The organism is Acinetobacter sp. EKM10A, from assembly GCF_011075215.1.
GTDB classification, from domain to species: Bacteria; Pseudomonadota; Gammaproteobacteria; order Pseudomonadales; family Moraxellaceae; genus Acinetobacter; species Acinetobacter baumannii.
In genome coordinates, this window is record NZ_JAALLK010000002.1 from 80686 (window position 1) to 105920 (window position 25235).

At 37.6% G+C, this 25235-nt stretch carries 25 protein-coding genes; 9 read left to right on the forward strand and 16 right to left on the reverse strand.

Going from position 1 to position 25235, the window contains the following annotated elements; all coding sequences use genetic code 11:
- The first annotated feature begins 113 nt into the window (after positions 1-113).
- Entirely contained in the window at positions 114-602 is a 489-nt protein-coding gene (locus tag G9371_RS03220; RefSeq protein ID WP_001014233.1) for an Lrp/AsnC ligand binding domain-containing protein, read from the forward strand.
- Between the two features lie 32 nt (positions 603-634).
- Here the strand turns inward: G9371_RS03220 and putP are convergent, their stop codons facing one another.
- The 14 genes from putP to G9371_RS03290 all read right to left on the reverse strand — a co-directional run bounded on the left by putP (position 635) and on the right by G9371_RS03290 (position 14255).
- On the reverse strand, positions 635-2125 hold the full coding sequence (putP, locus tag G9371_RS03225) for a sodium/proline symporter PutP (RefSeq protein ID WP_000119795.1): 1491 nt from the start codon (positions 2123-2125) through the stop codon (positions 635-637).
- A 406-nt stretch (positions 2126-2531) separates the two neighbouring features.
- The gene (locus G9371_RS03230) at positions 2532-3239 is read right to left on the reverse strand and encodes an SIR2 family NAD-dependent protein deacylase (protein ID WP_086221536.1); all 708 of its coding nucleotides are present in this window, start codon (positions 3237-3239) and stop codon (positions 2532-2534) included.
- Between the two features lie 93 nt (positions 3240-3332).
- Entirely contained in the window at positions 3333-3707 is a 375-nt protein-coding gene (gcvH, locus tag G9371_RS03235) for a glycine cleavage system protein GcvH (RefSeq protein ID WP_001016343.1), read from the reverse strand.
- 38 nt (positions 3708-3745) lie between these two features.
- Positions 3746-4771, reverse strand: coding sequence for an AraC family transcriptional regulator (locus tag G9371_RS03240; protein WP_000705524.1), 1026 nt, complete (start codon positions 4769-4771; stop codon positions 3746-3748).
- A 108-nt stretch (positions 4772-4879) separates the two neighbouring features.
- On the reverse strand, positions 4880-5320 hold the full coding sequence (locus G9371_RS03245) for a MaoC family dehydratase (RefSeq protein WP_000966086.1): 441 nt from the start codon (positions 5318-5320) through the stop codon (positions 4880-4882).
- Complete coding sequence (locus G9371_RS03250) at positions 5320-7167, reverse strand: ABC transporter ATP-binding protein (protein ID WP_000922245.1); 1848 nt, start codon at positions 7165-7167, stop codon at positions 5320-5322. The genes G9371_RS03245 and G9371_RS03250 overlap by 1 nt, the downstream gene beginning before the upstream one ends.
- A 374-nt stretch (positions 7168-7541) precedes the next feature.
- Positions 7542-8078, reverse strand: a complete 537-nt coding sequence (locus G9371_RS03255; protein WP_029424383.1) for a DUF2058 domain-containing protein — start codon at positions 8076-8078, stop codon at positions 7542-7544.
- A gap of 3 nt (positions 8079-8081) precedes the next feature.
- On the reverse strand, positions 8082-8762 hold the full coding sequence (locus G9371_RS03260; RefSeq protein ID WP_001116532.1) for a YoaK family protein: 681 nt from the start codon (positions 8760-8762) through the stop codon (positions 8082-8084).
- Between the two features lie 5 nt (positions 8763-8767).
- A complete protein-coding gene (gene sstT, locus G9371_RS03265; protein WP_000889008.1) occupies positions 8768-9970 on the reverse strand; it encodes a serine/threonine transporter SstT in 1203 nt (400 codons plus the stop codon).
- A gap of 422 nt (positions 9971-10392) precedes the next feature.
- A complete protein-coding gene (locus G9371_RS03270; protein WP_000651464.1) occupies positions 10393-10701 on the reverse strand; it encodes an ArsR/SmtB family transcription factor in 309 nt (102 codons plus the stop codon).
- Between the two features lie 474 nt (positions 10702-11175).
- Positions 11176-11742: a TetR/AcrR family transcriptional regulator gene (locus tag G9371_RS03275; protein ID WP_000037059.1), complete on the reverse strand. Its 567-nt coding sequence runs from the start codon at positions 11740-11742 to the stop codon at positions 11176-11178.
- Between the two features lie 342 nt (positions 11743-12084).
- On the reverse strand, positions 12085-13248 hold the full coding sequence (locus G9371_RS03280; RefSeq protein ID WP_029424382.1) for a cupin domain-containing protein: 1164 nt from the start codon (positions 13246-13248) through the stop codon (positions 12085-12087).
- Positions 13249-13278: 30 nt separating this feature from the next.
- Positions 13279-13872: a Maf family protein gene (locus G9371_RS03285; protein ID WP_029424381.1), complete on the reverse strand. Its 594-nt coding sequence runs from the start codon at positions 13870-13872 to the stop codon at positions 13279-13281.
- Positions 13872-14255: a DUF2237 family protein gene (locus G9371_RS03290; RefSeq protein WP_000022187.1), complete on the reverse strand. Its 384-nt coding sequence runs from the start codon at positions 14253-14255 to the stop codon at positions 13872-13874. Before G9371_RS03290 ends, G9371_RS03285 begins: the two co-directional genes overlap by 1 nt.
- A 138-nt stretch (positions 14256-14393) precedes the next feature.
- Between G9371_RS03290 and G9371_RS03295 the strand changes: the two genes are divergently transcribed.
- The 3 genes from G9371_RS03295 (at position 14394) to fba (ending at position 17107) form a co-directional block, all read left to right on the forward strand.
- A complete protein-coding gene (locus G9371_RS03295; RefSeq protein WP_001011093.1) occupies positions 14394-15581 on the forward strand; it encodes a phosphoglycerate kinase in 1188 nt (395 codons plus the stop codon).
- Positions 15582-15705: 124 nt separating this feature from the next.
- Positions 15706-15948: a hypothetical protein gene (locus G9371_RS03300; protein WP_001049824.1), complete on the forward strand. Its 243-nt coding sequence runs from the start codon at positions 15706-15708 to the stop codon at positions 15946-15948.
- A 121-nt stretch (positions 15949-16069) separates the two neighbouring features.
- Complete coding sequence (gene fba / locus G9371_RS03305; protein WP_029424380.1) at positions 16070-17107, forward strand: class II fructose-bisphosphate aldolase; 1038 nt, start codon at positions 16070-16072, stop codon at positions 17105-17107.
- 118 nt (positions 17108-17225) lie between these two features.
- On the opposite strand, the gene G9371_RS03310 is transcribed toward fba, so the two are convergent.
- Both G9371_RS03310 and G9371_RS03315 read right to left on the reverse strand, forming a co-directional pair.
- Positions 17226-18536, reverse strand: coding sequence for a peptidylprolyl isomerase (locus G9371_RS03310; RefSeq protein ID WP_000850091.1), 1311 nt, complete (start codon positions 18534-18536; stop codon positions 17226-17228).
- Positions 18536-20989, reverse strand: a complete 2454-nt coding sequence (locus tag G9371_RS03315) for an LPS-assembly protein LptD (RefSeq protein ID WP_029424379.1) — start codon at positions 20987-20989, stop codon at positions 18536-18538. Before G9371_RS03315 ends, G9371_RS03310 begins: the two co-directional genes overlap by 1 nt.
- A gap of 120 nt (positions 20990-21109) precedes the next feature.
- Here G9371_RS03315 and G9371_RS03320 point away from each other — a divergent pair, with 120 nt between their 5' ends.
- The 5 genes from G9371_RS03320 to G9371_RS03340 all read left to right on the forward strand — a co-directional run bounded on the left by G9371_RS03320 (position 21110) and on the right by G9371_RS03340 (position 25220).
- Positions 21110-22123 (forward strand): aminoglycoside phosphotransferase family protein, encoded by a 1014-nt coding sequence (locus G9371_RS03320; RefSeq protein ID WP_001096101.1) that lies wholly within the window; start codon positions 21110-21112, stop codon positions 22121-22123.
- Positions 22123-22812: an N-acetylmuramate alpha-1-phosphate uridylyltransferase MurU gene (murU, locus tag G9371_RS03325; protein WP_000646457.1), complete on the forward strand. Its 690-nt coding sequence runs from the start codon at positions 22123-22125 to the stop codon at positions 22810-22812. Before G9371_RS03320 ends, murU begins: the two co-directional genes overlap by 1 nt.
- 87 nt (positions 22813-22899) lie before the next feature.
- On the forward strand, positions 22900-23532 hold the full coding sequence (rsmG, locus tag G9371_RS03330) for a 16S rRNA (guanine(527)-N(7))-methyltransferase RsmG (protein WP_000553193.1): 633 nt from the start codon (positions 22900-22902) through the stop codon (positions 23530-23532).
- Between the two features lie 21 nt (positions 23533-23553).
- Positions 23554-24336, forward strand: coding sequence for a ParA family protein (locus tag G9371_RS03335; protein WP_000057212.1), 783 nt, complete (start codon positions 23554-23556; stop codon positions 24334-24336).
- Entirely contained in the window at positions 24333-25220 is an 888-nt protein-coding gene (locus tag G9371_RS03340; RefSeq protein ID WP_000023429.1) for a ParB/RepB/Spo0J family partition protein, read from the forward strand. The genes G9371_RS03335 and G9371_RS03340 overlap by 4 nt, the downstream gene beginning before the upstream one ends.
- The last annotated feature ends 15 nt before the right edge of the window (positions 25221-25235 follow it).

Here is a 25235-nt window from a genome sequence, read left to right on the forward strand (position 1 = left end):
CCAACCAGCTCTCGTAAACTCATCTTGAGTAGAGAGGTTTAGATAATTTATCATTACAGAAGAAACACCGAATAACTCACTATATTTTGCCCATTTTTTAGAGGAAAATTCAGATGAATGGCCCATTATTAAGCCTTGATCGCACCGATTTAAAAATTTTGGATATTCTTCAAACAGATGGGCGTATTTCCAACAGCAAATTAGCTGAACTCGTCAATTTGTCTCCAACAGCAGTTATGGCACGAGTGCAGAAGCTCACCAAAGATGAATTCATCTTAGGTTATGAAGCTAAATTAAATCCGGTTAAGTTAAATGCAAATTTTTTGGTTTTTGTTGAAGTCTTACTAGATAAAACCACACCTAATGTTTTAGATGAGTTTATTGACGCAGTCGTGCATTATCCAGAAATCGTTGAATGCCATATGGTCAGTGGGGGATTTGATTTTTTAATTAAATTACGCAGTGGAAGTATGGAGGAGTTTCGACGTATCGCAGGGCAAGTGCTATGGCAATTACCCGGTGTAAAAGAGACTCGTAGTTATCCCGTGATGCAAGTTGTGAAAGATAGTTCAAAAATTAAAATCAAAACTAAAAATAAATAAGGGGCCGAAGCCCCTTTATTTATTTCAATGAGTTATGTACTTTCTTTATAGAGTTTATCTGCTTGCTCAAAGCGACCAGTCACATCAGAGTTTGGCGCTTTGCTGATCAAGCTTACTACGATGATGCTGATAAATGCGCAGATAAAGCCTGGAATAATTTCGTAAACACCAGTGCTTGCGAAAAGGTTTTTCCAACCGATCACAACAACAGCACCTACGATCATACCTGCTAAAGCACCTTCTAAAGTCATACGTTTCCAGAACAATGACAAGATGATGAGTGGTCCAAATGCAGCACCAAAACCAGCCCAAGCATAAGCAACAAGGCCAAGAACTTTACTGTCAGGGTTACCCGCAAGCACAATTGCTAGAACGGCAATTGCAAGAACCATGATACGCCCAACCCATACAAGCTCTTTTTGAGATGCATTTTTACGAATGAAGCCTTTGTACAAATCTTCAGTTAGTGCACTTGAACATACTAAAAGCTGACAGCTTAATGTACTCATAACCGCAGCTAAAATAGCAGCTAGAATGATACCGACAATCCATGGATTGAATAAAATTTTAGTCAATTCCATAAATACAGTTTCAGGGTTTTTACTTACCACACCTGCAAGTTCAGGGTGTTGCTGGAAGTAAGCAATACCAAAGAAACCAGCACCGACAGCACCGACTAAACATAAAATCATCCAGGTCATACCGATACGGCGAGCAGCAGGAATTGATTTTACAGAGTCAGCAGCCATGAAACGTACAAGGATATGCGGTTGGCCAAAATAGCCTAAGCCCCAAGCCATGGATGATAAAACGGCCACCACACTTAAATCAGAAATGATGTTAAATGCATGTGGACGAGCAGTTTCAATAAGCGTCACAAACTGAGTTGTGTCACCAATTGCGAGGTAAGTCACGATTGGAGTGAGCAAGAGGGCAAAAATCATTAAGCCCGCTTGGAAAGTATCAGTCCAGCTAATTGCTAAGAAACCACCAATACAAACATAACTGATTGTTGCAATAGCACTTAACCAGATGGCGGTGGTATATGACATACCGAATAAATTTTCAAATAAACGGGCACCAGCTACCATGCCTGAAGCACAGTAAATAGCGAAGAAAACCAAGATAATAACGGCAGAGAAAATACGAAGTATCTTTTTCTGGTCATCAAATCGACTTGTAAAATAGTCTGGCAGAGTGAGTGCATTATTTTGGATTTCAGTATGAACGCGTAATCGACCAGCAACCAGTAACCAGTTAAGCCAAGCACCGATAATTAGACCAATTGCAATCCACGCTTCAGATAAACCAGAAAGATAAATCGCTCCTGGTAAGCCCATGAGTAACCAACCACTCATGTCCGATGCGCCTGCGGATAATGCAGTAACGAAACTGCCTAAACTACGACCACCAAGAATATAATCAGAGAAGTCGCTTGTAGCACGGTAGGCAAATAAGCCGATAAGTACCATTGCTACGATGTACACCATAAACATGATGAGGGTGGGATCAAAATAACTCATAATGGATGTGTGTCCTTATATCCATAATCCGTGATTGTAACCTAATCCAGGTCGCTGTTTTCTTGTACGGCATTTCAAGAGGTTGAGATTCAACCATAAAAGAATTTTTTTGCTCTGTTATCTTTGTGATGTATTTTATGTATCTTTGTGTAAACAAGTGTAACTTTGATTACATTTTAAATTTAGTTTAATAAAATCAATTGATTATCAGTTTAAAGATAATATCAAAACTTATTAAAAAACTAATAATATAAAAAACTAAGAGCTAAATTCAGTTTTTTAGTTACAAAAATAGTAATGACAGGGTGCCTTCTAAGAAAAGTTATTATTTAGATGAATAATTTCTCATCAATTTTACGCGAAAAAATGGTTTTAATAAGAAAAAAGAATATCAAAAGAGGAAATATTAACTGGTCAATTGATGAAATAACTCGTGCATACCTTCTGTAGCCGTCATATTTAATAATTTATATTGAGGTGGAACACGAGAATGATCTGCTTGGAGATCTATATAATACGCTTTGGTATAATGAGGAATCTCATGGACCAAGGCGGCAACTGGATATACGCTTAATGTCGAACCGATTACAATAAAAATATCAGCACTTTGTACTAAACGAATTGCTTCTTCATAAGCAGGTACAGCTTCACCAAACCAAACGACATGAGGGCGAAGCGGGTAACCATTTGGACAAAAGTCCTGTTCTAAATCGAGCTTCCAACCATTAACTTCATAAAATTGAGTTGTATATTGTGCATCTGGCCCAGAACTTTTCGCTAGTCGAATATTGCCATGTAAATGTAAGACATTTTGGCTTCCAGCACGCTCATGTAGATCATCAATATTTTGTGTAATGACTTGTACATCATAATGGTCTTGTAGTTTAGCAATATATTGATGAGCTTCGTTCGGCTGGGCTTCTAAAATATTTTTACGACGTTCGTTGTAAAAGCGTTGAACTAAAGCTGGATTTCTTTCCCACGCTTCGGGAGTGGCAACTTGTTGTATATCATAATTTTCCCAGAGGCCATTACTATCGCGGAAAGTACTAATTCCACTTTCTGCACTCATACCGGCGCCGGAAAATACCACAAGTTTTGTCATATGAATGATCCATTCATGAATTTGGTTTTTAAATCTGATCTATACATATATAAAAAAACCAGTTAAATCTAAACTGGTTTTTTTATTAAAACTATATCTATATTATAGACCAGCTTCATACTCTGCATTTGTTAAAAGTTTTTCAACATCTGCAATATTGTCTGGTTTGATTTTATAAATCCAGCCTTTGCCATATGGATCTTCATTTACAAAATCCGGATCATCTTCAAGATCAGTATTAACTTCTACTACTGTACCAGAGACAGGGGCATGAATATCAGAAGCAGTTTTAACTGATTCAACAACTCCGGCTTGTTCGCCAGCTGTTACTTGGCTACCCACTTCAGGAGTTTCAACATAGACCAAATCTCCAAGCTCATCTTGTGCATGGTCGGTAATCCCTGTAATAACAAGGTCTCCTTCAATTTTTACCCACTCATGTGTACGTGCATACTTCAATTCTGAAGGATGGTTCATGACAACTCCTTAAGCTTGTGTCCAATATTTTAATAACATTATAAATAGGGGTCTTTGCGCCAGTTGCTCGGACTGCGACCGCTCCAGCGTTTAAAAGCGCGACTGAAATTTGCGACATCCGAGTAACCAAGTTCATCTGCAATTTGTTCAAGACTATAATCTGTACGCGAAAGCAGAGAGGTCGCATGACGATATCGAACTTCATCTACTAAAGTAGAAAATGAAGTACCTTCGGCTGCCAATTGTCGCTTTAAGGTACGATCTGACATATGTAAATATTCTGCTACATTTTCTATGCTTAAGTAATGTTGTTCAGAATTACTTAAAATATCACGTACACGCATGGCTAGACGGCGGCGTTCGCCTAAAGCAGATAGTTCCGCTTCACATTGGTTAATAGCGATTTGACTTGCGATTGGATCGGCATTAACTAACTTAAAACCTAAATATTTTTTATCAAAACTAGAGATTAGATGAGGCTGGTTAAAGCGGATGGTGCTGCTTAGCTTGCTTCTATACTTATCAAAACCTTCTGGTTCTGGAAAGTCTAAATCAACATCGCCTGCTAAATCTTCAATACCCGTAATCGCTTTAGCCATGGTCATAATACCAATAGTTAAACCTAAAACGATCTCAGTACGAAGAGGCTCTAACTCAATATCACATTGCAATTGTAATGTGGCTTTTGGTCCGAAAGTAGAAAAATATAATTGTAAAAAAGGTAAGCGTAATTGGATAAAGCGGGCAGCGAGAGCAATCGCTTCTGTAATATCTTTGGCTGTCATTATCGCGTAGCCAATAAATCCGTGAATGGAAATACGCATTTGAGTGCCAATGTGGTAACCCAGTGTACTTTCACCGGTAAGATTTAAGGCATGTTTGACCAGCTCATTTGCTACGGGTGTTGAAATACGATATTCAGGATCGGCCAATTGCTCACTAGTAAGATGAAAAGGAGCAAATAATGTTTCATCGTTGTATCCCCAACGTGAAACTACATCTAATAGCAATAAGCCATAGACTCCTGGAATACCTTGATCTTGACGAGCTGAGGTAATTTTCATATGCGTTCCGTTGCTCTCATCAATTTTCTACGTGCATTTCTTACACATCTTGTCATGAAATATAATTTGAGTTTATAAAAACTGTTAGACAATCATATCAACGATTCATTAAACATTCTTTTTAAAGACAACGATTTTTGTCGTTGAAATAAGTAAAACATCCCCATGCTGATTTAAGGCTTGCGTAACGTAGCTTACAATACCACGATCCAATTTTGTTTTGGATGGCGTAATGGCGGAAATTTCAGCTTCAACATGAATACGGTCACCAGGCCGAGTAGGGCGTGGCCAACGTAGACTAGATTCTGAGCCTACTAGTCCACCATGAATCGGCATGCATTCAGTCCATAAGCGCATAGTAATTGCCGAGGTATGCCACCCGCTAGCGGCAATACCTTTAAAGATTGGATCTTCTTTGGCTAACTCTTCATCTGTATGGAAAGGTTGAGGGTCATAGTGGCTTGCAAATTGTTTAATTTCATCAAGTGTAATTTCATACTCACGACTGATAAAACGATCACCAATTTTTAAATCTTCTAAATAAAGCATTAATCTTGACCCTGTACTACTTTTTGCTCAATAAGAAAACCGCCCGTTTGACGTTTCCATAATTGTGCATATATACCATTTTTAGCAATTAATTCTTCATGAGTACCTTGCTCTGCAATTTTACCTTCATCAAGAACAATTAAACGGTCCATTTGAGCAATGGTAGACAAACGGTGAGCAATTGCAATAACTGTTTTATCTACCATCAGGTCATTTAAACTAGACTGAATAGCTGCTTCAACTTCTGAGTCTAAAGCGCTAGTTGCTTCATCTAAGATTAAAATTGGTGCATCTTTTAAGAAAACACGCGCAATAGCGATACGTTGTCTTTGACCACCTGACAGTTTGACACCACGTTCACCCACTTGTGCTTCATAACCTGAACGTCCTTTTAAGTCGACAAGTTGAGGAATAAATTCAGCTGCTTTTGCTTTATGCACGGCACTTTGCATATCTTGATCAGTTGCATCTGGACGGCCATATTTAATATTTTCGGCAACTGAACGATGGAGTAGAGAAGTGTCTTGAGTAACTAAAGCAATATTTGCTCTCAAACTATCTTGTGTAACATCTTCAATATTCTGCCCATCAATTAAAATTGCACCTTCTTTAAGATGGTAAAAGTGTAGAAGTAATTGGATGAGGGTAGATTTACCCGCACCTGAACGGCCAACGATACCAATCTTTTCACCTGCTTTAATGTGTAGATTAAAGTGATCGATGACATTTTTATTGTTATAAGCAAAGGTCACATCTTTAAATACAATTTCACCTTGTGTGACTGTAAGTGGTTTTGCATCTGGCTTGTCTTGAATATTGATTTTCTTACCAAGTGTTTGCATGCCATCTTGAATGGTACCAACATTTTCAAATAATGCTGACATATGCCACATCATAAACTCAGCCATGCTATTAAGTTTTAAAATCATGGCAGTAGTGGCTGCAATTACGCCTAACGCTGCTAAACCTTGAGTCCATAACCAAACTGCGGTACCAATTACCCCAACAAATAAAACAGCAGACAGTAAATTAATGCTAACTTCAAAAAGAGTACCTAGACGCATTTGCGCATAGACTGTGGTCATAAACTCTTTCATTGACGCTTTTGCATATTGGCTTTCACGCCCAGCATGCGCAAAGAGTTTTACAGTTTGAATATTAGTGTAGGCGTCAGTTACACGACCAGTCATTACAGCGCGTGCATCGGCTTGTTGTTGTGATACTTTGCTTAAACGTGGAATAAAGAACCATGCGCTTAATAAAAATAACCCTAACCAAACCATAAGTGGAATAAGTAATGTGGGTGAGATTGCACCAAGAACAATACTTACAGTAATAAAGTAAATGCTGACGTAAGCCAACATGTCGCCTAAAATAATCCAGAATTCACGGACTGCTAAAGCTGTTTGCATGACCTTTGCAGAAAGTCGACCAGCAAAATCATTATGGAAAAAGTCTAGGCTTTGTTTCAATAAAAGGTTATGGAAGCGCCAACGCAAGCGCATTGGAAAAGTACTATATAAAATTTGATGTTTTATAATAGATTGAATATTAACAAATAAAATATTGGCAAATAACACGCTAATGAGAATAAGAATGTTTGACGCATGTTGGCTTAAGAAACTTTCAGGTTGACTATTACTAAGCCAATCTACAAGTTGCCCAATTTTTGAAAAGAGCAGGGCTTCAAAGCTAGCTGCACCAGCTGTACATATAATAAGTAGCAATAAATATGGACGTACACCTTCAGTAGCTTGCCAAACAAATGGGAAAAAGCGTGTTGGTAAGGGCTCATCCAAACCTTTGGTTGGATAAGGATCTACAAGTTTTTCAAACCACTTCAGCATGAATGACTACCTTTATACATCAGCTACTTTAGTAAAATTTCGCAATTTAATTTGCAATAAAGTCAGTTAGATCAAACTTAATTAAGGTATTGATCTGTTGGGTGTGTGGATACACGTCAAAGTTTATGTTGTATATCTTTGGCTAAAACTGACATGATTTAGTCAAGACATAAATTTGGAATCGGGAAGAAGCCTAAAAGGCATCGTAAAGACAAAAAATGTTTTATTCATTATATCGATAATAATAGATGAAGTGGTGAATGAATTTGGCTTGAATGTAATTTTTATAAATTTTTTTAATAAATGATAAAATATTAATATTTATTTTAAGCAGTATGAGCCTTTATCCGAGTATTGATAAAGGCTCATAACCGTTACCACATTAAGTCATCCGGAATCACGTATGCTGCATATGGATCTTCTTCATCAGTAGTTTGTTCATTTTTCTCAGCATTATTGATTAAAATAAATCCTTTCATTTTTTGATTAATTTTTTCAGCTAAGGCTTTAGGAAGGTAAGCATATTGATCTTGATCTTTAGCAATCACTAAACTGCCTGTAACAAGTGCATTATAAACTTGCTGAGATAGGTAAACCTTTTTAATCTTATTCTCGTCAATAAATTGATAAGCCACATCTCCGGCAAAATCTACAATTTTGTGTTGCTTGATCATTTGAATGATTGAAGCCTTTAATGCTTTTTCTTCGAGTTGCTGCTGCTTTTCTAGATTCAAAGCTTGATCTTTTGCTTGTTTCTCTTTTTGAGCTTTTTCAATATTAGCTTTAATTTCTGCTTCATTGCTTTGACCAGTACGCTGCTCATGCTGAGCTTGTTTGGTAAGTTTTTTCGCTTTTTTATTGTCAACTAAACCAGCTTTGAGTAACTGAGCTTGTAAGGCATTTTTAACCATGACTTAATCCGAATTTGAAGAGGAAGAACTATGAAAGTAAACTGCCCAATACGAAATACTGAGAGTTAAGCTTAAAATTGCTGGAAGCAAAAATGATTGCAATTTTAAATAAGGGTGAACTAAAGCAGCAATTATACCGCCAGATAGAAAACCTATAAAAATAAGTAGATGCAAAATAATGCGGCGATTCTCTACTTTTAAACCTCGTGCTATATAACCAAGTGCAAGCCCAAGATCTGTTAAGACACCCGATAAGTGAGTAGTCCTAATAATGGTTCCTTTATAGTGACTTACCATTGCATTTTGTAGCCCCATGGCGACACAAGCCCATAATAGTCCATATTTTGGAAAATAAGGCAGCAGTAACCAACAGAGAAAAATAAATAGTGAAACTAGACTTAAAGGAAGGCCATACCGGCGGCCTAATTTGAAATGGCTATTGCCTAGAATAAAACCACTGTAAAATGATCCACATACATAACATAATATAACTAGTACTAAATATATGATGTGTTCAAACTGCCAGTTTACCAAACTCATGGCTAGCATACTGACATTACCAGTCATATGCGACACCGATTGATGTAAAAGGGTGATAAGCCCTAATACATTAATCATTCCGGCATTTATTGCCAGTAAAAAGGCGCCAAGTTGGAACCAGTTTGGTAAACTTTGAAATGGCATGTTCTCTATGAGTTTTGTCTTGAGCGAATATCAACTGCGGCTGTAAATAAAACATCAGTAGATGAGTTAAGCGCCGTTTCTGTTGAATCTTGTAATACACTAATAATCATACCCACTGCAACAACTTGCATTGCAATTTCTGATGAAATACCAAATAAGCTACATGCGACTGGAATTAGAAGTAGGGAACCACCTGCAACACCAGATGCACCACATGCTGAAACAGTCGCAACTACAGATAAAATAATCATTGTTGCCAAATCAACATGAATTCCTAACGTATGCACAGTTGCTAAAGTAAGTACAGTAATCGTAACTGCTGCACCAGCCATGTTAACAGTAGCACCTAAAGGAATTGAAACGCTCGCAGTTGAAGGATTTACGCCTAAACGTTCAGCTAAATCAAGGTTTACAGGAATATTAGCTGCTGAGCTGCGTGTAAAGAACGCTGTGATACCACTTTCTTTTAAGCATTTAAATACTAATGGGTAGGGATTACCGCGAATTGTTAAACCTACCAGAATTGGGTTAATCACTAGAGCAACAAACAGCATTGTTCCTAATAGAACAGCAAGTAATTGTGCATAACTTTCAAGTGTTGCTAGTCCAGCATCTGCAAAAGTTACTGCAACTAGACCGAAAATACCAACAGGTGCAAACGCAATAACTTTATGAATAATAGCGCTTACAGCATGTGAAACATCCTGCATTACTTGTTTGGTTGTATCCGAGCTATGACGCATTGCTAAGCCAAGACCAATTGCCCACGCAAGAATACCAATAAAGTTCGCTTCACTGATTGCTTGAACAGGGTTTGCAATAAAACTTAAAAGCAGATTTTTTAATATATCAGCGAGACTACCAGGCGCTTGCAAATTATTATGAGAAACAGTGTTGAGATAAAGCGTACTAGGAAAAGATAAGCTAGCGATCACAGCACTAAAAGCAGCTAATAACATACCTACTACATAGAGTAGTAATACTGGGCGTAAATTTGCACTATGACCGACTTGGAAGTTGGCAATAGATGAGAGAACCAGTACAAAGACTAAAATAGGAGCAACCGATTTTAATGCTTTAATAAATAGTTCACCAAACAAGCTTAAGTACGGCGTAACGGTTGGAAATAATAGTGCGACGCCTATCCCTAAAATAATGGCGATAATAATTTTAGTGACTAAGCTTAATCGAGAAAAGAATTCAAGCATATAAAGGCCTTATTAACCTATTCATGGCTAAAGGTTGAACAAGCTGAGTATTTTATACGTAAGTGATGTGAATCTTAAGCTTTTTTATATCAAGTCATCAGTTTTATAAGGTTTGGTAATATTAAATATTTGTTTTTAAATAAAGAAAATTGATTGGTTAAAGTTTGGTATCTGATGTTTTGCTTATATTACAGCCAGTAACGCTTAAGTTCTTATTATTTGCCATAAAAATTAGTGAAGAGGGAGAAAAGATATAAAAAGAAATAGGAGAGGTTATTTTTGTTTTTTAATAGATTGGAATGCTAGAAAAACTACGCGAATTTTCAATCCTCTTTGCTCGGATAATTACCAGCTACCAAGTTGAAAAATCGCATATTTCAGGAATACATTAATATTATTATAATTTTATAAGTTTAGAGCAGTTATTCTATGCAGTATAACTGGTAAAGCATATTTAAAATTGAATGCATCTTATCATCCTTGATCGAATAGAAGATTTGCTTGCCATCACGACGTGTTGAAACGACATCACTTTTACGTAGCATCATCAATTGTTGTGAAAGGGTGGGTTGGGTGATTTGTGTTTTCTCTTCAATTTGAGAGACATTTAACTCCTCATGGGCTAAGTGACATAAAATTAATAAACGGTCAGTGTTAGCTAAAGATTTTAATGTTCCTACGACTGAATCCGCCGCATTTTTCATTTCTTCAATTTGGAGTCCATCTTTCATACTTTATACCTATATCAATATGGCCGGCATAGTATAGATTGATCTTAAGAAAATGAATGTAGCAAAACTAATCAATCCAATTGTTTTTGTTGAAAAGGTTTATAAGTGTAATTGATAAATATATAACATTATTAAGGTAAAACAAGAATTTGTATTTGTTTTGTGTCAAAAGTGTTGCTTTGTGTGAGAAGCGTAATTGTTAAGTATAAATGAAACAAAGTCAAAGAAAATAAATTCTATTTTTCTCTCTATCAATAGTTAAATCTGATTTATATATAAAAGGGCAAGAAAAAAAGATTGTGTTTTTATTTTCTAAAGTTATAATCGATCATGTACAGACAGGTCTGTATATTCTAGTTTGGGATGATAATTTAAAAAAATGTCAAACTCTAAGCTAGAATGACTTTCAGACGCAGCGTGATGAATAAGAAGAAGATTCAACAAGATAAGAAGAATAATATCACGCTTTATTTTTTAATGTGCAATTTTTTCAAATTCAATGAGTTTCTCTACACGCTTCCAATAGTCATCAATTTTTACTGAGCCATGCTCAACTTGAGCTTGAATGGTCATACCCTCTAAAATATTGACTAAAAGCAATGCCAAAGGTCGAGACTCTTCAATTTCATATTGAATAAGAAGATCTTGCATTAATTGTGTTAACCAGATTTTGTATAAAGTTGCTGGTTGATGTGTTGAAGGGTATTGTTTTAATACTTCTTCTAAGGCTTTTTGGAACATGCAACCATTAAAGTCTTCACTATTAAACCAATCTGAATACCATAAAAAGATGGCCTTAATACGAGCTAGTGGATTGGTTTCGTCTTCTTTAGAGATTGCCGCAGTAAGAGAATTTTGTAAAAGTGAGTTTCTTAATAATAAACACTCTTCAATAAGTTTCTCTTTTGAAGGAAAGTATTTATAAAATGTCATTTTCGCTACACCAGATTCACTGATGATACGATCTACCCCTATAGAATTATAACTATATGAATTAAAAAGTCTTAAAGCAGTGGTAATAATGTCATCTTTTTTTGACATATTTTAGTAGCCTCACACAAATATTTTGCTATTAGCCTAAAGGTCGAGTGTACAAATAAAAAGCACGAACGCGAAATTTTACATTGTATTGACTTTTATTGATAGAAAAAAATAGGTTTTTTAAAAATAATAAAAGAACAAAACTCAATGCTAAGCATTAATTTTTTTATAATTGAATAGCTATGTTTAGTAGTTAATTTTTTGATTTGGCAAGGTGGTTTTTACTATAAGTGGGCCTTTATAACTTTGATTTAAAGATTGGTATATTTAAACATGTATTTATAAAAGAAAAAAGGAGAAATTTTATAATTTCTCCTTTTTATATATTTAGTTTAGTTAGTATTACTCTGCAGGAGGTAACAACATAAGAATTGAATTATTCAATAATTGAACAATGTTTTCTAAAATATCTGTATTGTTAAGCTCACTATTGAAAGGAATGCTTTTCCCATCGGCAATCGATTTGAGTTGGGTGGCAAAAGATTCCACAATCGGTAATTCTTCCCCATTACCCCAAAACTTTAAAACGCTATTTTGTTCTGTATAAAGTAGACGCGAAGCAGGTTCGAGTAGCAGCTCATAGCCTTCTGACAAAATAGCATTTAGGTCTTCAACCTCTATTTCATCTGGTTCTGGAATATTGTCTGGATATTTAGGTTCGCTCATGTACGACATGAGGGCAGCATCAAGTACTGTTGAATTTTTCAATTGAGCTAGCACTAAATCTCTTAAATAAGCCAACTCTTCCGTGTTTATTTCCCCAATTTGAGGAGGATTCTTACGGGTAATATCGACAACAGGATTTTGAAGTAATTCATCAGTAGCAAATTGATCGCTAATTCTATCGATCATGCCTGAAATATTAGGCATACGGAAACCAAAGGAGAAAGTTAAACAATCATCTTCGGCAACGCCATAATGTGATAATCCAGGTGGAACATATAATAAGTCGCCAGGAGCTAATACTTCATCAAAATGAACATCTATTTCTGGTAGCAACTTTAAAGGTTGATTAGGTACAAATTCAGTGTTTGCATCACACATTTGGCCGAGTTGCCAGCGACGATGACCATATCCTTGAACAAGAAAAACATCATAAAAGTCAAAATGTTTTCCTACTGAACCACCTTTGGGGGCATAAGACACCATAATGTCATCACGGCGCCATTGCGGAATAAAAGGAAATTTCTTCCACAATTCAGCTATATCAAATGAATAATGGTCTACTGCTTGAACCAAAAGTGTCCATAACTTTGGTAGTTTTTGAAAATCACCTTTAGTTAAGGGAGACGATTTTACATGCCATTCATTTGGATTTTTATCTTTTTGACGGATAAGACGAGCAGTTACATGGTCTTCTAAAGCGAGTTCTTTTACATCATTCGGCTCTAACATACCCACAATTTCAGGCATAGCATTACGTACAAGTAATGGTTTTTTCTGCCAATACTCTGTTAAAAACTGTTCAGCAGTAATACCGCCTAAAACGGTTAAAGCTTCTGTCATGGAAATAACCTATAAATAAGCTAATAAATATTAAGGAATTTGGAGATTGAGTTGTCTTAAAATCTGACAAAGATGAATCATGGGTAAACCCATCAGCGTGGTTTGGTCTTGGCCTATCATTTTTTCAAATAAACTAATGCCGAGACTTTCACACTTAAAACTTCCTGCGCATTGTAAGGGCAGATCTAAGTCGACGTATCTTTCGATTTCAGGCGCGCTTAAATTGCGAAACTTAACTTGATAATGCTCAACAAGCGTATGTTCAAAACTTTTTTCAAGGCACTGCACACTTAAAGCAGTACTAAAAAAGACTGTTCGGCCAGAGTTTGCTGCTAATTGAGCTTTGGCATTTTCAATTGTTAAGGGTTTGCCAATAAAATCATGAGGAGCATGCTCTCGCCATGCAACCTGATCTGATCCAATTACAATTGCTTCACGATTTTTTTGTGCAATTACTTGTGCTTTAGTAAATGCCAGTCTTTTTGCTAAATCATCGGCATGCGTTTCACCACAAGGACTCTCGTCAATATCTGGACTAATGCAGATATATTCGATTCCTAAACGATTCATTAAATCTTTACGTGTCTGACTGCTTGTTGCCAAAATAATTTTGGGTTGTTTCATTACACTGCAAATTCCATTAATACATCTAATGGAACATAGCTCAATACAGCTTGATGACAAGCATGAAGTTTAACAGGGGGTGCTTGACCAGCTTGATAAGCTTCTACCCAACGAGTTACACAAATGCACCAGAAGTCTCCCGGCTGTAGGCCAGGGAAGCCTGCTTCTGGTAGAGGAGTGATCAGATCGTTTCCGACTTTTTGTGAAAAATTTAAAAACTCAGAAGTCATTTGGGCGCACACCGTATGTTGACCAAGATCTGTTACGGCTGTATGGCAAAAACCATTCCGGAAGTAGCCAGTAATAGGGTCAAAACAACAGCTTGCTAAGGGTTCACCTAAAACATTTAAACGATTAATTTGTGGATCTGGATGAATAGACATAATGGATGAAATATTAGATGACTACCTCTATCATAATCAAAACTTTGGCTTTCTACAGCTTTTATGCAAAAAAACTAACCTTTTTTGATGTAATCATTTAAAATTGGCGCGTTTTTAAAATCATAAAGAGAGCTTTACATGAATTTTCAGCGCATGACTGACCTTAATTTAGCAGGTAAACGTGTCCTTATTCGTGAAGATTTAAACGTTCCTGTTAAGAATGGTGTGATTACCAGCGATGCTCGTTTACGTGCCGCACTTCCAACAATAAAAGCTGCTTTAGAAAAAGGCGCTGCTGTAATGGTATTTTCACATTTAGGTCGTCCTGTGGAAGGTGAGCCAAAGCCTGAACAATCACTTGCACCAGTGGCTGCATATTTAACTGAAGCATTAGGTCAAGAAGTTAAATTATTTACTGATTATTTAGATGGTGTTGAAGTTGAAGCAGGACAAGTTGTTTTGCTTGAAAATGTTCGTTTTAATCCGGGTGAAAAGAAAAATAATCCTGAACTTGCACAAAAATATGCAGCTCTATGTGATGTGTTTGTAATGGATGCTTTTGGTACTGCTCACCGTGCAGAAGCTTCTACAGAAGGTGTAGCACGTTTTGCACCTGTTGCAGCGGCAGGCCCATTATTGGCTGCTGAATTAGATGCACTTGGCCGTGCAATGCAAACACCTGAAAAACCAATGGTGGCAATTGTCGCTGGTTCTAAAGTTTCAACAAAACTTGATGTGTTAAATTCATTATCTGGTATTTGTGACCAACTGATTGTGGGCGGTGGTATTGCAAATACTTTCTTGGCCGCTGCTGGTTACAATGTTGGTAAATCTTTATATGAAGCTGACTTGGTTGAAACTGCAAAACAAATTGCTGCTAAAGTAAGTGTTCCACTTCCTACAGATGTAGTTGTAGCTGATGCTTCACAAATTAACTTCGAAGATTTCTTAGGTTCTTTGGCAGCAGCGCAAGCAGTAATTAAGAAAGTTGAAGATGTAACAGCAAATGATATGATTTTGGATGTTGGCCCTGAAACAGCTAAAGCATTTGCAAATATTTTAACAACTTCAAAAACGATTCTTTGGAATGGTCCTGTTGGTGTATTTGAAGTTGATCAATTTGGTGAGGGTACTAAAGCACTTTCTCTTGCAGTTGCACAATCTGATGCATTCTCAATTGCTGGTGGTGGTGATACTTTAGCTGCGATCGATAAATATAATGTAGCTGATCAAATTGGTTATATTTCAACAGGTGGTGGTGCATTCCTTGAATTTGTTGAAGGAAAAACATTGCCAGCAGTTGCCGTTTTACTTGAACGTGCTTAAAAACTGTTATATTGAAATAAGAAGGGATTGAGTTATCAATCCCTTTTTCATTGATAAGTCATTAAATTGTCATATTCCTGAAATAATATAATGAGTACTAAATCACCAATTGTGGAAAATAGTGATGAATTTAAAACTTACCTTTGCTGCTTTGTTAATTGTCCCAATGATGTTGACTGCTTGTGCGAAAAAAGAAGAGGCGACTCAAGCAGGCCAAGATGCGGCATCTACAGCTGTTGCTGACAAAGTAACTCCTGAACAACAAGCTGCAATCGATGCGCTTGATAAGCCAGTTTTAGATGAAAAGAATACAGATGTAGTTGAAGGTAGTGCATCTAGCGAGACGGCTGCTTCAGAAACGCATTAATTTGTTGTTTTTTGTTAAAAATTCCCTGCAAATGCAGGGATTTTTTTTGAAATACTGTGATTTGTTGCTGAATTGAAATAAATGACAAGGTAGAATAAGCCGCACTACCTGGGAGGATATTATGGCACTCATTTCAATGCGCCAGCTCTTGGATCACGCTGCGGAACATAACTACGGCGTACCAGCATTTAACGTAAATAACTTAGAACAAATGCGTGCAATTATGCTTGCCGCAGATGCTACCAATTCACCTGTAATTGTTCAGGCATCTGCTGGAGCTCGCAAATATGCAGGCGCTCCATTCTTACGCCATCTTATTTTGGCTGCAATTGAAGAATGGCCACACATTCCAGTGGTAATGCACCAAGACCATGGTACAAGCCCTGATGTATGCCAACGTTCTATTCAACTTGGTTTTAGCTCAGTGATGATGGACGGTTCATTAGGCGCTGATGGTAAAACTCCTACAACTTACGATTACAACGTAGATGTAACTCGTCAAGTGGTATCAATGGCTCATGCTTGTGGTGTATCTGTTGAAGGTGAGATCGGTTGCTTAGGTAGCCTTGAAACAGGTATGGCTGGAGAAGAAGACGGTGTGGGTGCAGAAGGTGTACTTGACCATTCTCAGCTTTTAACCTCTGTTGAAGAAGCAAAACAATTCGTTGCTGATACAAATGTTGATGCTTTAGCAATTGCTGTAGGTACTTCACACGGTGCTTATAAATTTACACGTCCACCTACAGGGGATATTTTAGCAATTGACCGTATTAAAGAAATTCATGCGGCATTGCCAAATACTCACCTTGTAATGCACGGTTCAAGCTCTGTACCACAAGAATGGTTAAAAGTAATTAACGAGTTTGGTGGTAATATTGGTGAGACTTATGGTGTACCAGTTGAGCAGCTTGTAGAAGCGATTAAACATGGTGTACGTAAAATCAATATCGATACTGACTTGCGTTTAGCTTCAACAGGTGCAATTCGTCGTTTCATGGCGGAAAACCCAGCTGAATTTGACCCACGTAAGTATTTCGCTAAAACTGTCGATTCAATGAAACAAATTTGTATCGATCGTTATGAAGCTTTCGGTACAGCTGGTAATGCTGACAAGATTCGTCCAATTTCTTTAGAGAAAATGGTTGATCGTTATAAATAATTCCCTTTAGGGTCTGATTTATAGAAACCGGTTATTCATATAACCGGTTTTTTAATGGCTGGGTTTTGTTTACAAAAAAACCTGTGATCAACACAGGTTTTAACGACAAAAGATTAACTTATTTTTGTAAGTTCTTTTTGTCGAGGCTTGGATCTTTAATTTCTACATAAGCATTTGCACGGACTTCACGTAACCAGCTATCAATTTCAGTGTTAAATTGACGCTCACCTAAAATTTGACGTGCCATACGCTCTTGATATTCATGCGTCATATCTTTTTCGCGTTTGTCTGTCACTTGTAAGATGTGCCAGCCGAATTGAGTTTGGAAAGGTTCACTAATTTCACCTACAGGAATTTCCTGCATTTTTTTATCAAACTCAGGAACCATCATGCCAGGCGTAACCCAACCTAGGCTGCCGCCATCACGTGCTGAACCTGTATCATTTGAATAAGTTGCAGCAAGAGTAGCGAAATCTTCACCCGCTTTTAATCGCTTGTAAATGCTATCAATAATTTGTTTCGCATTTTCAGGACTTACCACTTCGGAAGGTTGAATAAGAATATGGCGTGTTTGATATTGCGGTACTAATGCTTTCTGTTCATTTTGCTTACGTTCTAAAAGTTTTAGAACATGTACGCCATCGCGTACAGAGATTAAGTCAGTTGTTTGACCATCTTGCAGTGGAGTAATACGAGCAGCAAGTTCAGCCGGTATGTCAGAAAGAGGGCGGAATCCCATATCTGCACCTTCAACTTTTACAGTCGCAGTTGAAAGCTTTTTAAGAGCGTTTAAATCATTGCTTTGAGCAAGTTGTGAACGAACTTCTTTTGCTACATTTTGAACTTCTTGAGGGTTGTCTCCAGAAATTCGCATATGAATCACATGAGCTTGATTACCTAAAGCAGCTTGCCCTTGTGGTGACTTCAAGAAGTTATCTACATCTTGATCACTGATTTTAATGCGAGACATAACTTGCTGTTGACGCAGACGATTAATTGCTAAATCTTCAGCAATACGGCTACGTAAGTTTTCATAAGTTCCAGGTGCAATCGCATCTAATTTTTGTTGAAAGGCTTCTAGGCTTTTGCTACCCGATTGACTTGCAACTTTAAGTACAGCCTCATTTAGACTTTTCTCATCAGGTTTGATGCCATATTTTTTAACTTGTTCAAGTTGTGCTTGACGTAAGATGAGTTGGTCTAATACTTGAAATTGTAAGTATTGTTGAGGTGGAACTTCTTTTTTTTGTGCTTGCAATTCGTGAGCTGCTTCAGCCATTCCTTGTTCAAGGTCACTTTTTAAAATTACGCTATTGTCCACAATTGCCACAACTTCATCAGTAGGTTGGGCAAAACTATGCATTGATGAAGATATTAATACAGCAAGGGTCGTCGCTTTAAAAAACTGTTTAAGATGTTTTGTCTTCATTAACGTTGTGTCCAAGATTGATTAATTTTGTTAAAACCTAAAACGCGATTTTCAAGTATAGACGCGAGTTTGTTATTTAAACTACCTAAACCTTTGAGCGTAATTTCAGCCATAATCGCGCGTTTCTCGTTCACATTAGGAGATTTTGGATCATCTAGATCGTTATAATAAGAACGGCCATAGACTGAGATACCCCAGCAGCATGATTCATAGTTAACACCTAATAACAGCTCACGAGCCACATCATTGTCCATGTCATATTGAACAAGACCCATAATACGCCAGTTGTCTTTAATTGGTTGTATAAACGATGCAACAACTTGATCGTATGTATCTTGACGGCCAGGGATATCTTTACGGTAGAAATAGCCTAAGTTATAGAGATTTCCTTTATCGCCAGTATAGTAAAGTTGAAAATCACGCTGTGCATTATCGCCATTTGACATCCATGCCGAGTTTGCAGCAATGGTGAAATTTTGATTAAGTTGGCTAGATAAGCTAACAATAGGACCCGTATTACGTTCAGTATCAATTTCATCTTGTTGTTTCAAGGTGACACGGCGATCTTCAAAATAATAACTTTGACCTACACTTGCACGTAAACGCTCTAAGCCTACTGTGTCAAACAGGCTATAACTTACGCCTAACGATAAAAAGTTATTGTCTTCAAGGCGGTCATGTCCATAGAAGCGGTAAGGGTTAAATAACTGATCGTAACTAATTGACGCAGTGGTTGAGTCAAAGTTAGGGTAGCCTTCTTGGTTTTTGTATGGTGCATAGGCATAGAAGGCACGTGGTGTCAGTGTTTGTAAATATTTACCTTCACGTTCAAAATTCAAACCAGTGTCTAACGTAAATTGTGGAACAATGACTGATTTGTTTTCAGAACCGCCATCTAAACCTTGAGAGGCGATACTGTCCTTGTCATAGAAGGTCTGAATAGAACGTACGGAAAGCTCAGGGATTACAAAGGCTGCTGGTGTTCGATAGTTATAACGTGTTGCAAACTGGTTATAAATACGCGTACCGCTGCTTTCTTGTGCAGAACCGTCATTAATTGATTTCTTAAAGTAAGCAGTATCGTTATTAAATTCGTATTGTAGTCCTAGTGGATTACCAGTGACATAATTTAATAAAAATTGAGGTAAGCGGGCGTATGGTTTGTTGACATCTTTTACATCTGGGTCAAGAGTCTGGAAGTCTTCGACTTTAAGCTGAGCTTTTAAACCTGGTATACCATGCTGGTAGTTAAGTTCCCAAGCTCTACGCAAGTTAAGGTCTGTTTTAGAGTTAGGACTACTATCTAAATCTGCGTAATAGTCTTTATCAGATGCATAGTGATATTCAAGGTTGGTAGACCATTGATCGTTTATATTCCAATTATGGAGGAAATTGAAATCTTTACGGTCTTTGTCATCATATTCTTTATCAGATGGCAAAATGCCGCCCCAAATTTCTCCAGCCCCGAAACCATCTGTTAGATAGCGAAATTCACCTTTAAGCATAGGACCACGTTCAGCTAAGTAACGTGGTGTAATCGTCGCATCATAATTAGGCGCAAGGTTTAAATAAATTGGAACGGATAGTTCGCCACCGCCACCGTTGTTTGAAAAACCAGAGAAACCAAACTGAGGGTTGAGAATACCTGTAGTACGGCGGTCATCAATTGGGAAGTTAAAGTAGGGAACTGCTAGAACTGGAACATCTTTTACATATAGTTTTGTTCCGCGCGTAACACCGCGCCCAGTTTCTTGATTCAACTCAATTTTGTTGGCTTGAATTTTCCAAGCAGGTTTTTGTCCCGGAGGACAAGTGGTATAAGTCGCATCATTGAGAACCATTACATTCGGAGAGGTTCTCTCGATTTTTCCAGCTTGGCCATGGGCATGTTGTTGTTCAGAAATATAAAAACTATTATTTAAATCACCGGTTTGAGTCTTTAAATTGTAATTAATTTCATCACTTTGAGAGAGTAAGCCGCCTTGAGCTAACTGTACTCGGCCTTGTGCATGTGCAAATGTTTGAGTTTTATCGATGGTGACTTTATCGGCACGAACTGTACGGCCTTCCTGATCTATCACCACGTTTCCTTCCAACACAGAGTCGCCAGCAGGGTTGTAGTGCCCATAATCAGCTGTTACAACTGAAGTAGCCTTATCTGCATCTAACGCTTTAGTTTCAGGATTAATTGGTGTAATCCAAGTTCCTTGGCAGAATGCTGAACTCAAATATTTATTATTGCGCAATTGCGCCTCAGGAGCAGATTTATCAACATAATATTGTTGAAAGAATTCCTGCCCTGGATAGTATTCCTTAATACTCGCCTTAAGTTGATTATTGTCTATGTTGGAGACAACACCAGCTGACTCAGCATAACTTGATTGTATGGAGCCACTACATAAGAGCGTAAAAATAGCGGTCGCTAAAGGATTAAATTTAAACTGATGCTTCATTGTCTCATTAACCAAGTATGCTAATTCACAATTAATTATTGTCGCATCATAGAGAAAAAGTTTATAAGTGGCTACACTTAACCCTTCAAAAATCTCAGCTTGTTTTAGATTTTATTGCAAATGAATACACAACGTGAACAATTGATACATACATGGCTTACATCTGTTCTTGAAAATGATCAATTTCAGATCGCTTATTTAGCAGGGGATGCAAGCTTTCGACGTTATGCTCGCATCCAGTTACAAAATAAAACGTATATGCTTATGGATGCGCCTCCTGAAAAAGAAGACTGTGTTCCGTTTGTGACCATTGACGAGTTTTTTGCAGGGCATGGGGTTCGGGTACCTCAGATCGTTGCAAAAGATTTAAATCAAGGTTTTTTATTGTTAGAAGACTTTGGTGATGTGCTGCTGTCTACATTGTTAAACGATGACACAGTTGATCAATATTATGAGCAGAGCTTTAAACAGCTTATTCATTTGCAATCGATTAATGGCGCTGAACACTTCCCGGTTTATTCTTATGAAAAGCTCTTATCGGAAATGCAGTTGTTAACAGATTGGTTGTTACCGTCACTCGATATCCATCCAACAGCTGAGCAAAAGAAAACTATTGATGATGCATTTGATTTCTTGGCTCAGGCAGCATTAGCTCAACCGCAAGTTATTGTACATCGTGATTTTCATAGCCGTAATTTAATGAAAATTGCTAATGAAGAAGAGTTGGGAGTAATTGACTTCCAAGACGCGGTTATTGGTGCTGATACGTATGATTTAATCTCGATTACACGTGATGCATACGTGCAGTGGAATGCTGAGCGTGTTTATCAATGGTTTAAAGTGTTCTATGAGCTTTTACCAGCATCTGCTAGACAAAACCGAAGCTTTGACCAATTTAAACGTGATGCTGATTTAATGGCAATTCAACGCCATATCAAAATTTTAGGTATCTTTGTCCGTTTGTTCGAGCGAGATGGTAAGTCTGGTTATTTGAAGGATTTACCACGAGTCATGTGGTATTTACTTGAAGAGAGCCGTGGCTATCATGAGCTTGATGACTTCATGGCATTTATTCACAGTTCAGTAATGCCTAAATTTATTGAAAAATATGGCCCTTATGAGGTTGCAGCATAATGAAAGCAATGATTTTAGCTGCTGGCTTGGGCAATCGTATGCGTCCACTCACGCTATATACACCAAAGCCTCTGCTTGAGGTAGGGGGTAAGCCACTTATTGTGTGGCATATTGAAAAACTTAAGAAAATCGGTGTGACCGAAATAGTCATCAATTCTGCGTGGTTAGCCGACAAACTCATCAGTAGCTTGGGAGATGGCTCTCAATTTGGTGTGGATATCCGTTGGACACGAGAAGAAGAAGGGCTGGAAACAGCTGGCGGAATTATTAATGCTTTGCCACTGCTTGGAACAGATCCTTTCATTCTGGTGAATGGAGATGTATGGACTACAATGGATTTTGAAGCTCTACGCCATATTAAGTTAAATGATGATTTGGCACATCTTGTATTAGTTGATAATCCTAAACAGCATCCCGAAGGCGACTTTACATTATTAAATGGACGCGCTTTTGCGTTTGATCAAGATGTGAAGGGCGAGAACCTCACGTTTAGTGGTGTATCTGTTATCCATCCTAAGCTTTTTGATGGATTGGAAGCTGGTAAACGTCCTTTAGCCCCACTGTTGAAGCAAGCCATGCACAATCAAAAAATATCTGGTGAAAAGCTTAAAGGTGCATGGGTGGATGTGGGAACGCCTGAGCGTTTAATGGAGCTAGATTTGCAAATTCGTGAAGGCTTCTACGATTAACTGCGTAATCGCTAATCGTTAACTAGTGTTCCACGATGCATAAATGGGTATACTTTGTTTTAAATTTTACTTAGATGTTATCTGTTTATGCATCCGTTTTTTCAAGAGTTACAACAGGGTAGTCAAAAATTAGGTTTATCGCTTAGCGATGAAGCTTTGACATTATTGTTGAAGTATCAAGATGCTTTGGTACTTTGGAACAAAGCTTATAATCTAACAGCGATTCGTGATCCGAAAGAAATGTTAGTGAAGCATTTGTTGGATAGCCTAAGTATTTTGAAAGATTTGCCAGCAGGTCGTTTGCTCGATGTAGGTACAGGTGGTGGCATGCCGGGCATGATCATTGCTTTATGTCAGCCAGAACGCTCTTGTGTATTGCTTGATTCAAATGGTAAGAAAATTCGTTTTTTGAAACAGTTTATTGCTGACCTTAAGCTTAAAAACGTAATAGCTGTGCAAACGCGTGTTGAAAATCAAGATACAATTGATGAACTTGGCCAATTTGATGTAATAACAAGTCGTGCATTTGCATCATTAACAGATTTTGTTGAGGCTGCGCGTCCATATTTACATGAGCAGAGTATAATTGCCGCGATGAAAGGACTGATTCCAGTTGAAGAAATGGAAGAGCTTAAGCAGGAATTTTCATGTAAAGTGATTGAACTGCATGTACCGAGACTTGATGAACAACGTCATTTACTTTTACTTCAACGAATTTAAATAAAAAGTATTAGGGTTACCATGGCTCAAATTATTGCGATTGCAAACCAAAAGGGTGGTGTTGGTAAAACAACGACTGCAGTAAATCTTGCAGCGTCACTAGCTGTATTGAAAAAACGTGTGCTACTTGTCGATATAGATTCGCAAGGTAATGCTACGATGGGGTCTGGTATTCAAAAGAATGATCTACTTTACTCAATTACGGATGTGTTATTGGGTGAAGTGCCAATCGAAACGGCAATTCAAAAAGCTGAGGTTGGATATAAAGTTTTGGGTTCAAACCGTGAACTTTCTGGTGTCGAGCTTGCCATTGCAGAGCAAGAAGGTCGTGAGTTCATTTTAAAGAATGCTTTGAATGAAATCCGGGACTCATTCGATTACATTATTGTTGATTGCGCGCCTAGCTTAAGTTTAATTACCGTGAATGCTTTAGCTGCAGTAGATGGTGTAATCATTCCAATGCAATGCGAGTACTATGCATTAGAAGGTTTGGCGGATTTAACTCAAACGATCGATCGTATTCAAAAAGCGTTAAATCCAGATTTGGAAATTATTGGTGTTTTACGCACCATGTATGATGCGCGTAATGCCTTAACTCGCGATGTATCTGCTGAGTTGGAACAATATTTTGGTAAGAAACTCTACGACACTGTGATTCCACGTAATGTTCGTTTGGCTGAAGCTCCAGCACATGGTTTGCCAGTAATTTATTTTGAAAAAAGTTCGAAAGGTGCAGTTGCATACTTAAATCTTGCGGCTGAGATGTTAAAGAAAAGTAAAGTGAAGAAAGGAAGTAAAGTATGAGCATCAAAAAACGCGGATTGGCGAAAGGTCGTGGTTTAGATGCATTACTTGGTTCAATTCAAAAAGAAAAATTACAACTAGAAGCTCAAGCGCTTGATCATGGTCAGTTAAAGCAAATTGATGTGAAGTTGTTGAAACGAGGTGAATATCAACCACGTCGTTTTATCCATGAGCATGATTTGCAAGAGTTGGCATCCTCTATTGAAAAACATGGGGTAATGCAACCAATTGTTATTCGTCCTGTAGATGATGAAGCTCATCCTTACGAAATTATTGCAGGTGAGCGTCGTTGGCGCGCAGCTCAAATTGCTGGCTTAACGGAAATCCCTGCAATTGTTCGTGATTTAAATGATCAGGTTGCTATTGCTTTAGCACTTATTGAAAATATTCAACGTCAAGATTTAAACCCGATTGATCAAGCATTGGCGCTACAACGATTCCATGATGAATTCGGTTTAAGCCATCAAGAAATTGCTGATACAGTCGGTAAAGCAAGAACAACGGTAAGTAATCTATTACGTCTGTTGAGCTTGGCTGATGACATTAAAGAATTTATGCAGCAAGGCCAGCTTGATATGGGGCATGCTCGTGCCATCTTAACTTTAAAGGGCAAAGAACAACTTGAAGTTGCAAAAATTGTAATTGAAAAAGGATTATCTGTTCGTCAGACTGAGCAGTTAGTACGCGATTGGAACGAGCCTAAACAGGAAAAGGAAAAAGCTCCTGTTGCACCAGACATTGAGCAACTAACTCAGAAATTATCAGAACGTTTTGGTGCCAATGTTAAAATTGATCATAACCAGAAAGGTAAAGGTAAGCTTGTTATTCACTATCATTCACTCGATGAGTTAGATGGTATTTTGAATATTTGTTTACCAGATTAATTCTAAGTTAGGTCA

Bases quoted from the DNA above. Each gene is read 5' to 3' on its own strand.
- murU (WP_000646457.1), top strand. From the start codon at position 22,123: ATGAAAGCAATGATTTTAGCTGCTGGCTTGGGCAATCGTATGCGTCCA.
- G9371_RS03280 (WP_029424382.1), bottom strand. From the start codon at position 13,248: ATGACAGAAGCTTTAACCGTTTTAGGCGGTATTACTGCTGAACAGTTT.
- sstT (WP_000889008.1), bottom strand. From the start codon at position 9,970: ATGCTTGAATTCTTTTCTCGATTAAGCTTAGTCACTAAAATTATTATC.
- G9371_RS03335 (WP_000057212.1), top strand. From the start codon at position 23,554: ATGGCTCAAATTATTGCGATTGCAAACCAAAAGGGTGGTGTTGGTAAA.
- G9371_RS03220 (WP_001014233.1), top strand. From the start codon at position 114: ATGAATGGCCCATTATTAAGCCTTGATCGCACCGATTTAAAAATTTTG.
- gcvH (WP_001016343.1), bottom strand. From the start codon at position 3,707: ATGAACCATCCTTCAGAATTGAAGTATGCACGTACACATGAGTGGGTA.
- G9371_RS03300 (WP_001049824.1), top strand. From the start codon at position 15,706: ATGAATTTAAAACTTACCTTTGCTGCTTTGTTAATTGTCCCAATGATG.
- G9371_RS03260 (WP_001116532.1), bottom strand. From the start codon at position 8,762: ATGCCATTTCAAAGTTTACCAAACTGGTTCCAACTTGGCGCCTTTTTA.
- rsmG (WP_000553193.1), top strand. From the start codon at position 22,900: ATGCATCCGTTTTTTCAAGAGTTACAACAGGGTAGTCAAAAATTAGGT.
- fba (WP_029424380.1), top strand. From the start codon at position 16,070: ATGGCACTCATTTCAATGCGCCAGCTCTTGGATCACGCTGCGGAACAT.
- G9371_RS03285 (WP_029424381.1), bottom strand. From the start codon at position 13,872: ATGAAACAACCCAAAATTATTTTGGCAACAAGCAGTCAGACACGTAAA.
- G9371_RS03315 (WP_029424379.1), bottom strand. From the start codon at position 20,989: ATGAAGCATCAGTTTAAATTTAATCCTTTAGCGACCGCTATTTTTACG.
- G9371_RS03240 (WP_000705524.1), bottom strand. From the start codon at position 4,771: ATGAAAATTACCTCAGCTCGTCAAGATCAAGGTATTCCAGGAGTCTAT.
- G9371_RS03250 (WP_000922245.1), bottom strand. From the start codon at position 7,167: ATGCTGAAGTGGTTTGAAAAACTTGTAGATCCTTATCCAACCAAAGGT.
- G9371_RS03255 (WP_029424383.1), bottom strand. From the start codon at position 8,078: ATGGTTAAAAATGCCTTACAAGCTCAGTTACTCAAAGCTGGTTTAGTT.
- putP (WP_000119795.1), bottom strand. From the start codon at position 2,125: ATGAGTTATTTTGATCCCACCCTCATCATGTTTATGGTGTACATCGTA.
- G9371_RS03245 (WP_000966086.1), bottom strand. From the start codon at position 5,320: ATGCTTTATTTAGAAGATTTAAAAATTGGTGATCGTTTTATCAGTCGT.
- G9371_RS03340 (WP_000023429.1), top strand. From the start codon at position 24,333: ATGAGCATCAAAAAACGCGGATTGGCGAAAGGTCGTGGTTTAGATGCA.
- G9371_RS03275 (WP_000037059.1), bottom strand. From the start codon at position 11,742: ATGTCAAAAAAAGATGACATTATTACCACTGCTTTAAGACTTTTTAAT.
- G9371_RS03320 (WP_001096101.1), top strand. From the start codon at position 21,110: ATGAATACACAACGTGAACAATTGATACATACATGGCTTACATCTGTT.
- G9371_RS03270 (WP_000651464.1), bottom strand. From the start codon at position 10,701: ATGAAAGATGGACTCCAAATTGAAGAAATGAAAAATGCGGCGGATTCA.
- G9371_RS03310 (WP_000850091.1), bottom strand. From the start codon at position 18,536: ATGAAGACAAAACATCTTAAACAGTTTTTTAAAGCGACGACCCTTGCT.
- G9371_RS03295 (WP_001011093.1), top strand. From the start codon at position 14,394: ATGAATTTTCAGCGCATGACTGACCTTAATTTAGCAGGTAAACGTGTC.
- G9371_RS03290 (WP_000022187.1), bottom strand. From the start codon at position 14,255: ATGTCTATTCATCCAGATCCACAAATTAATCGTTTAAATGTTTTAGGT.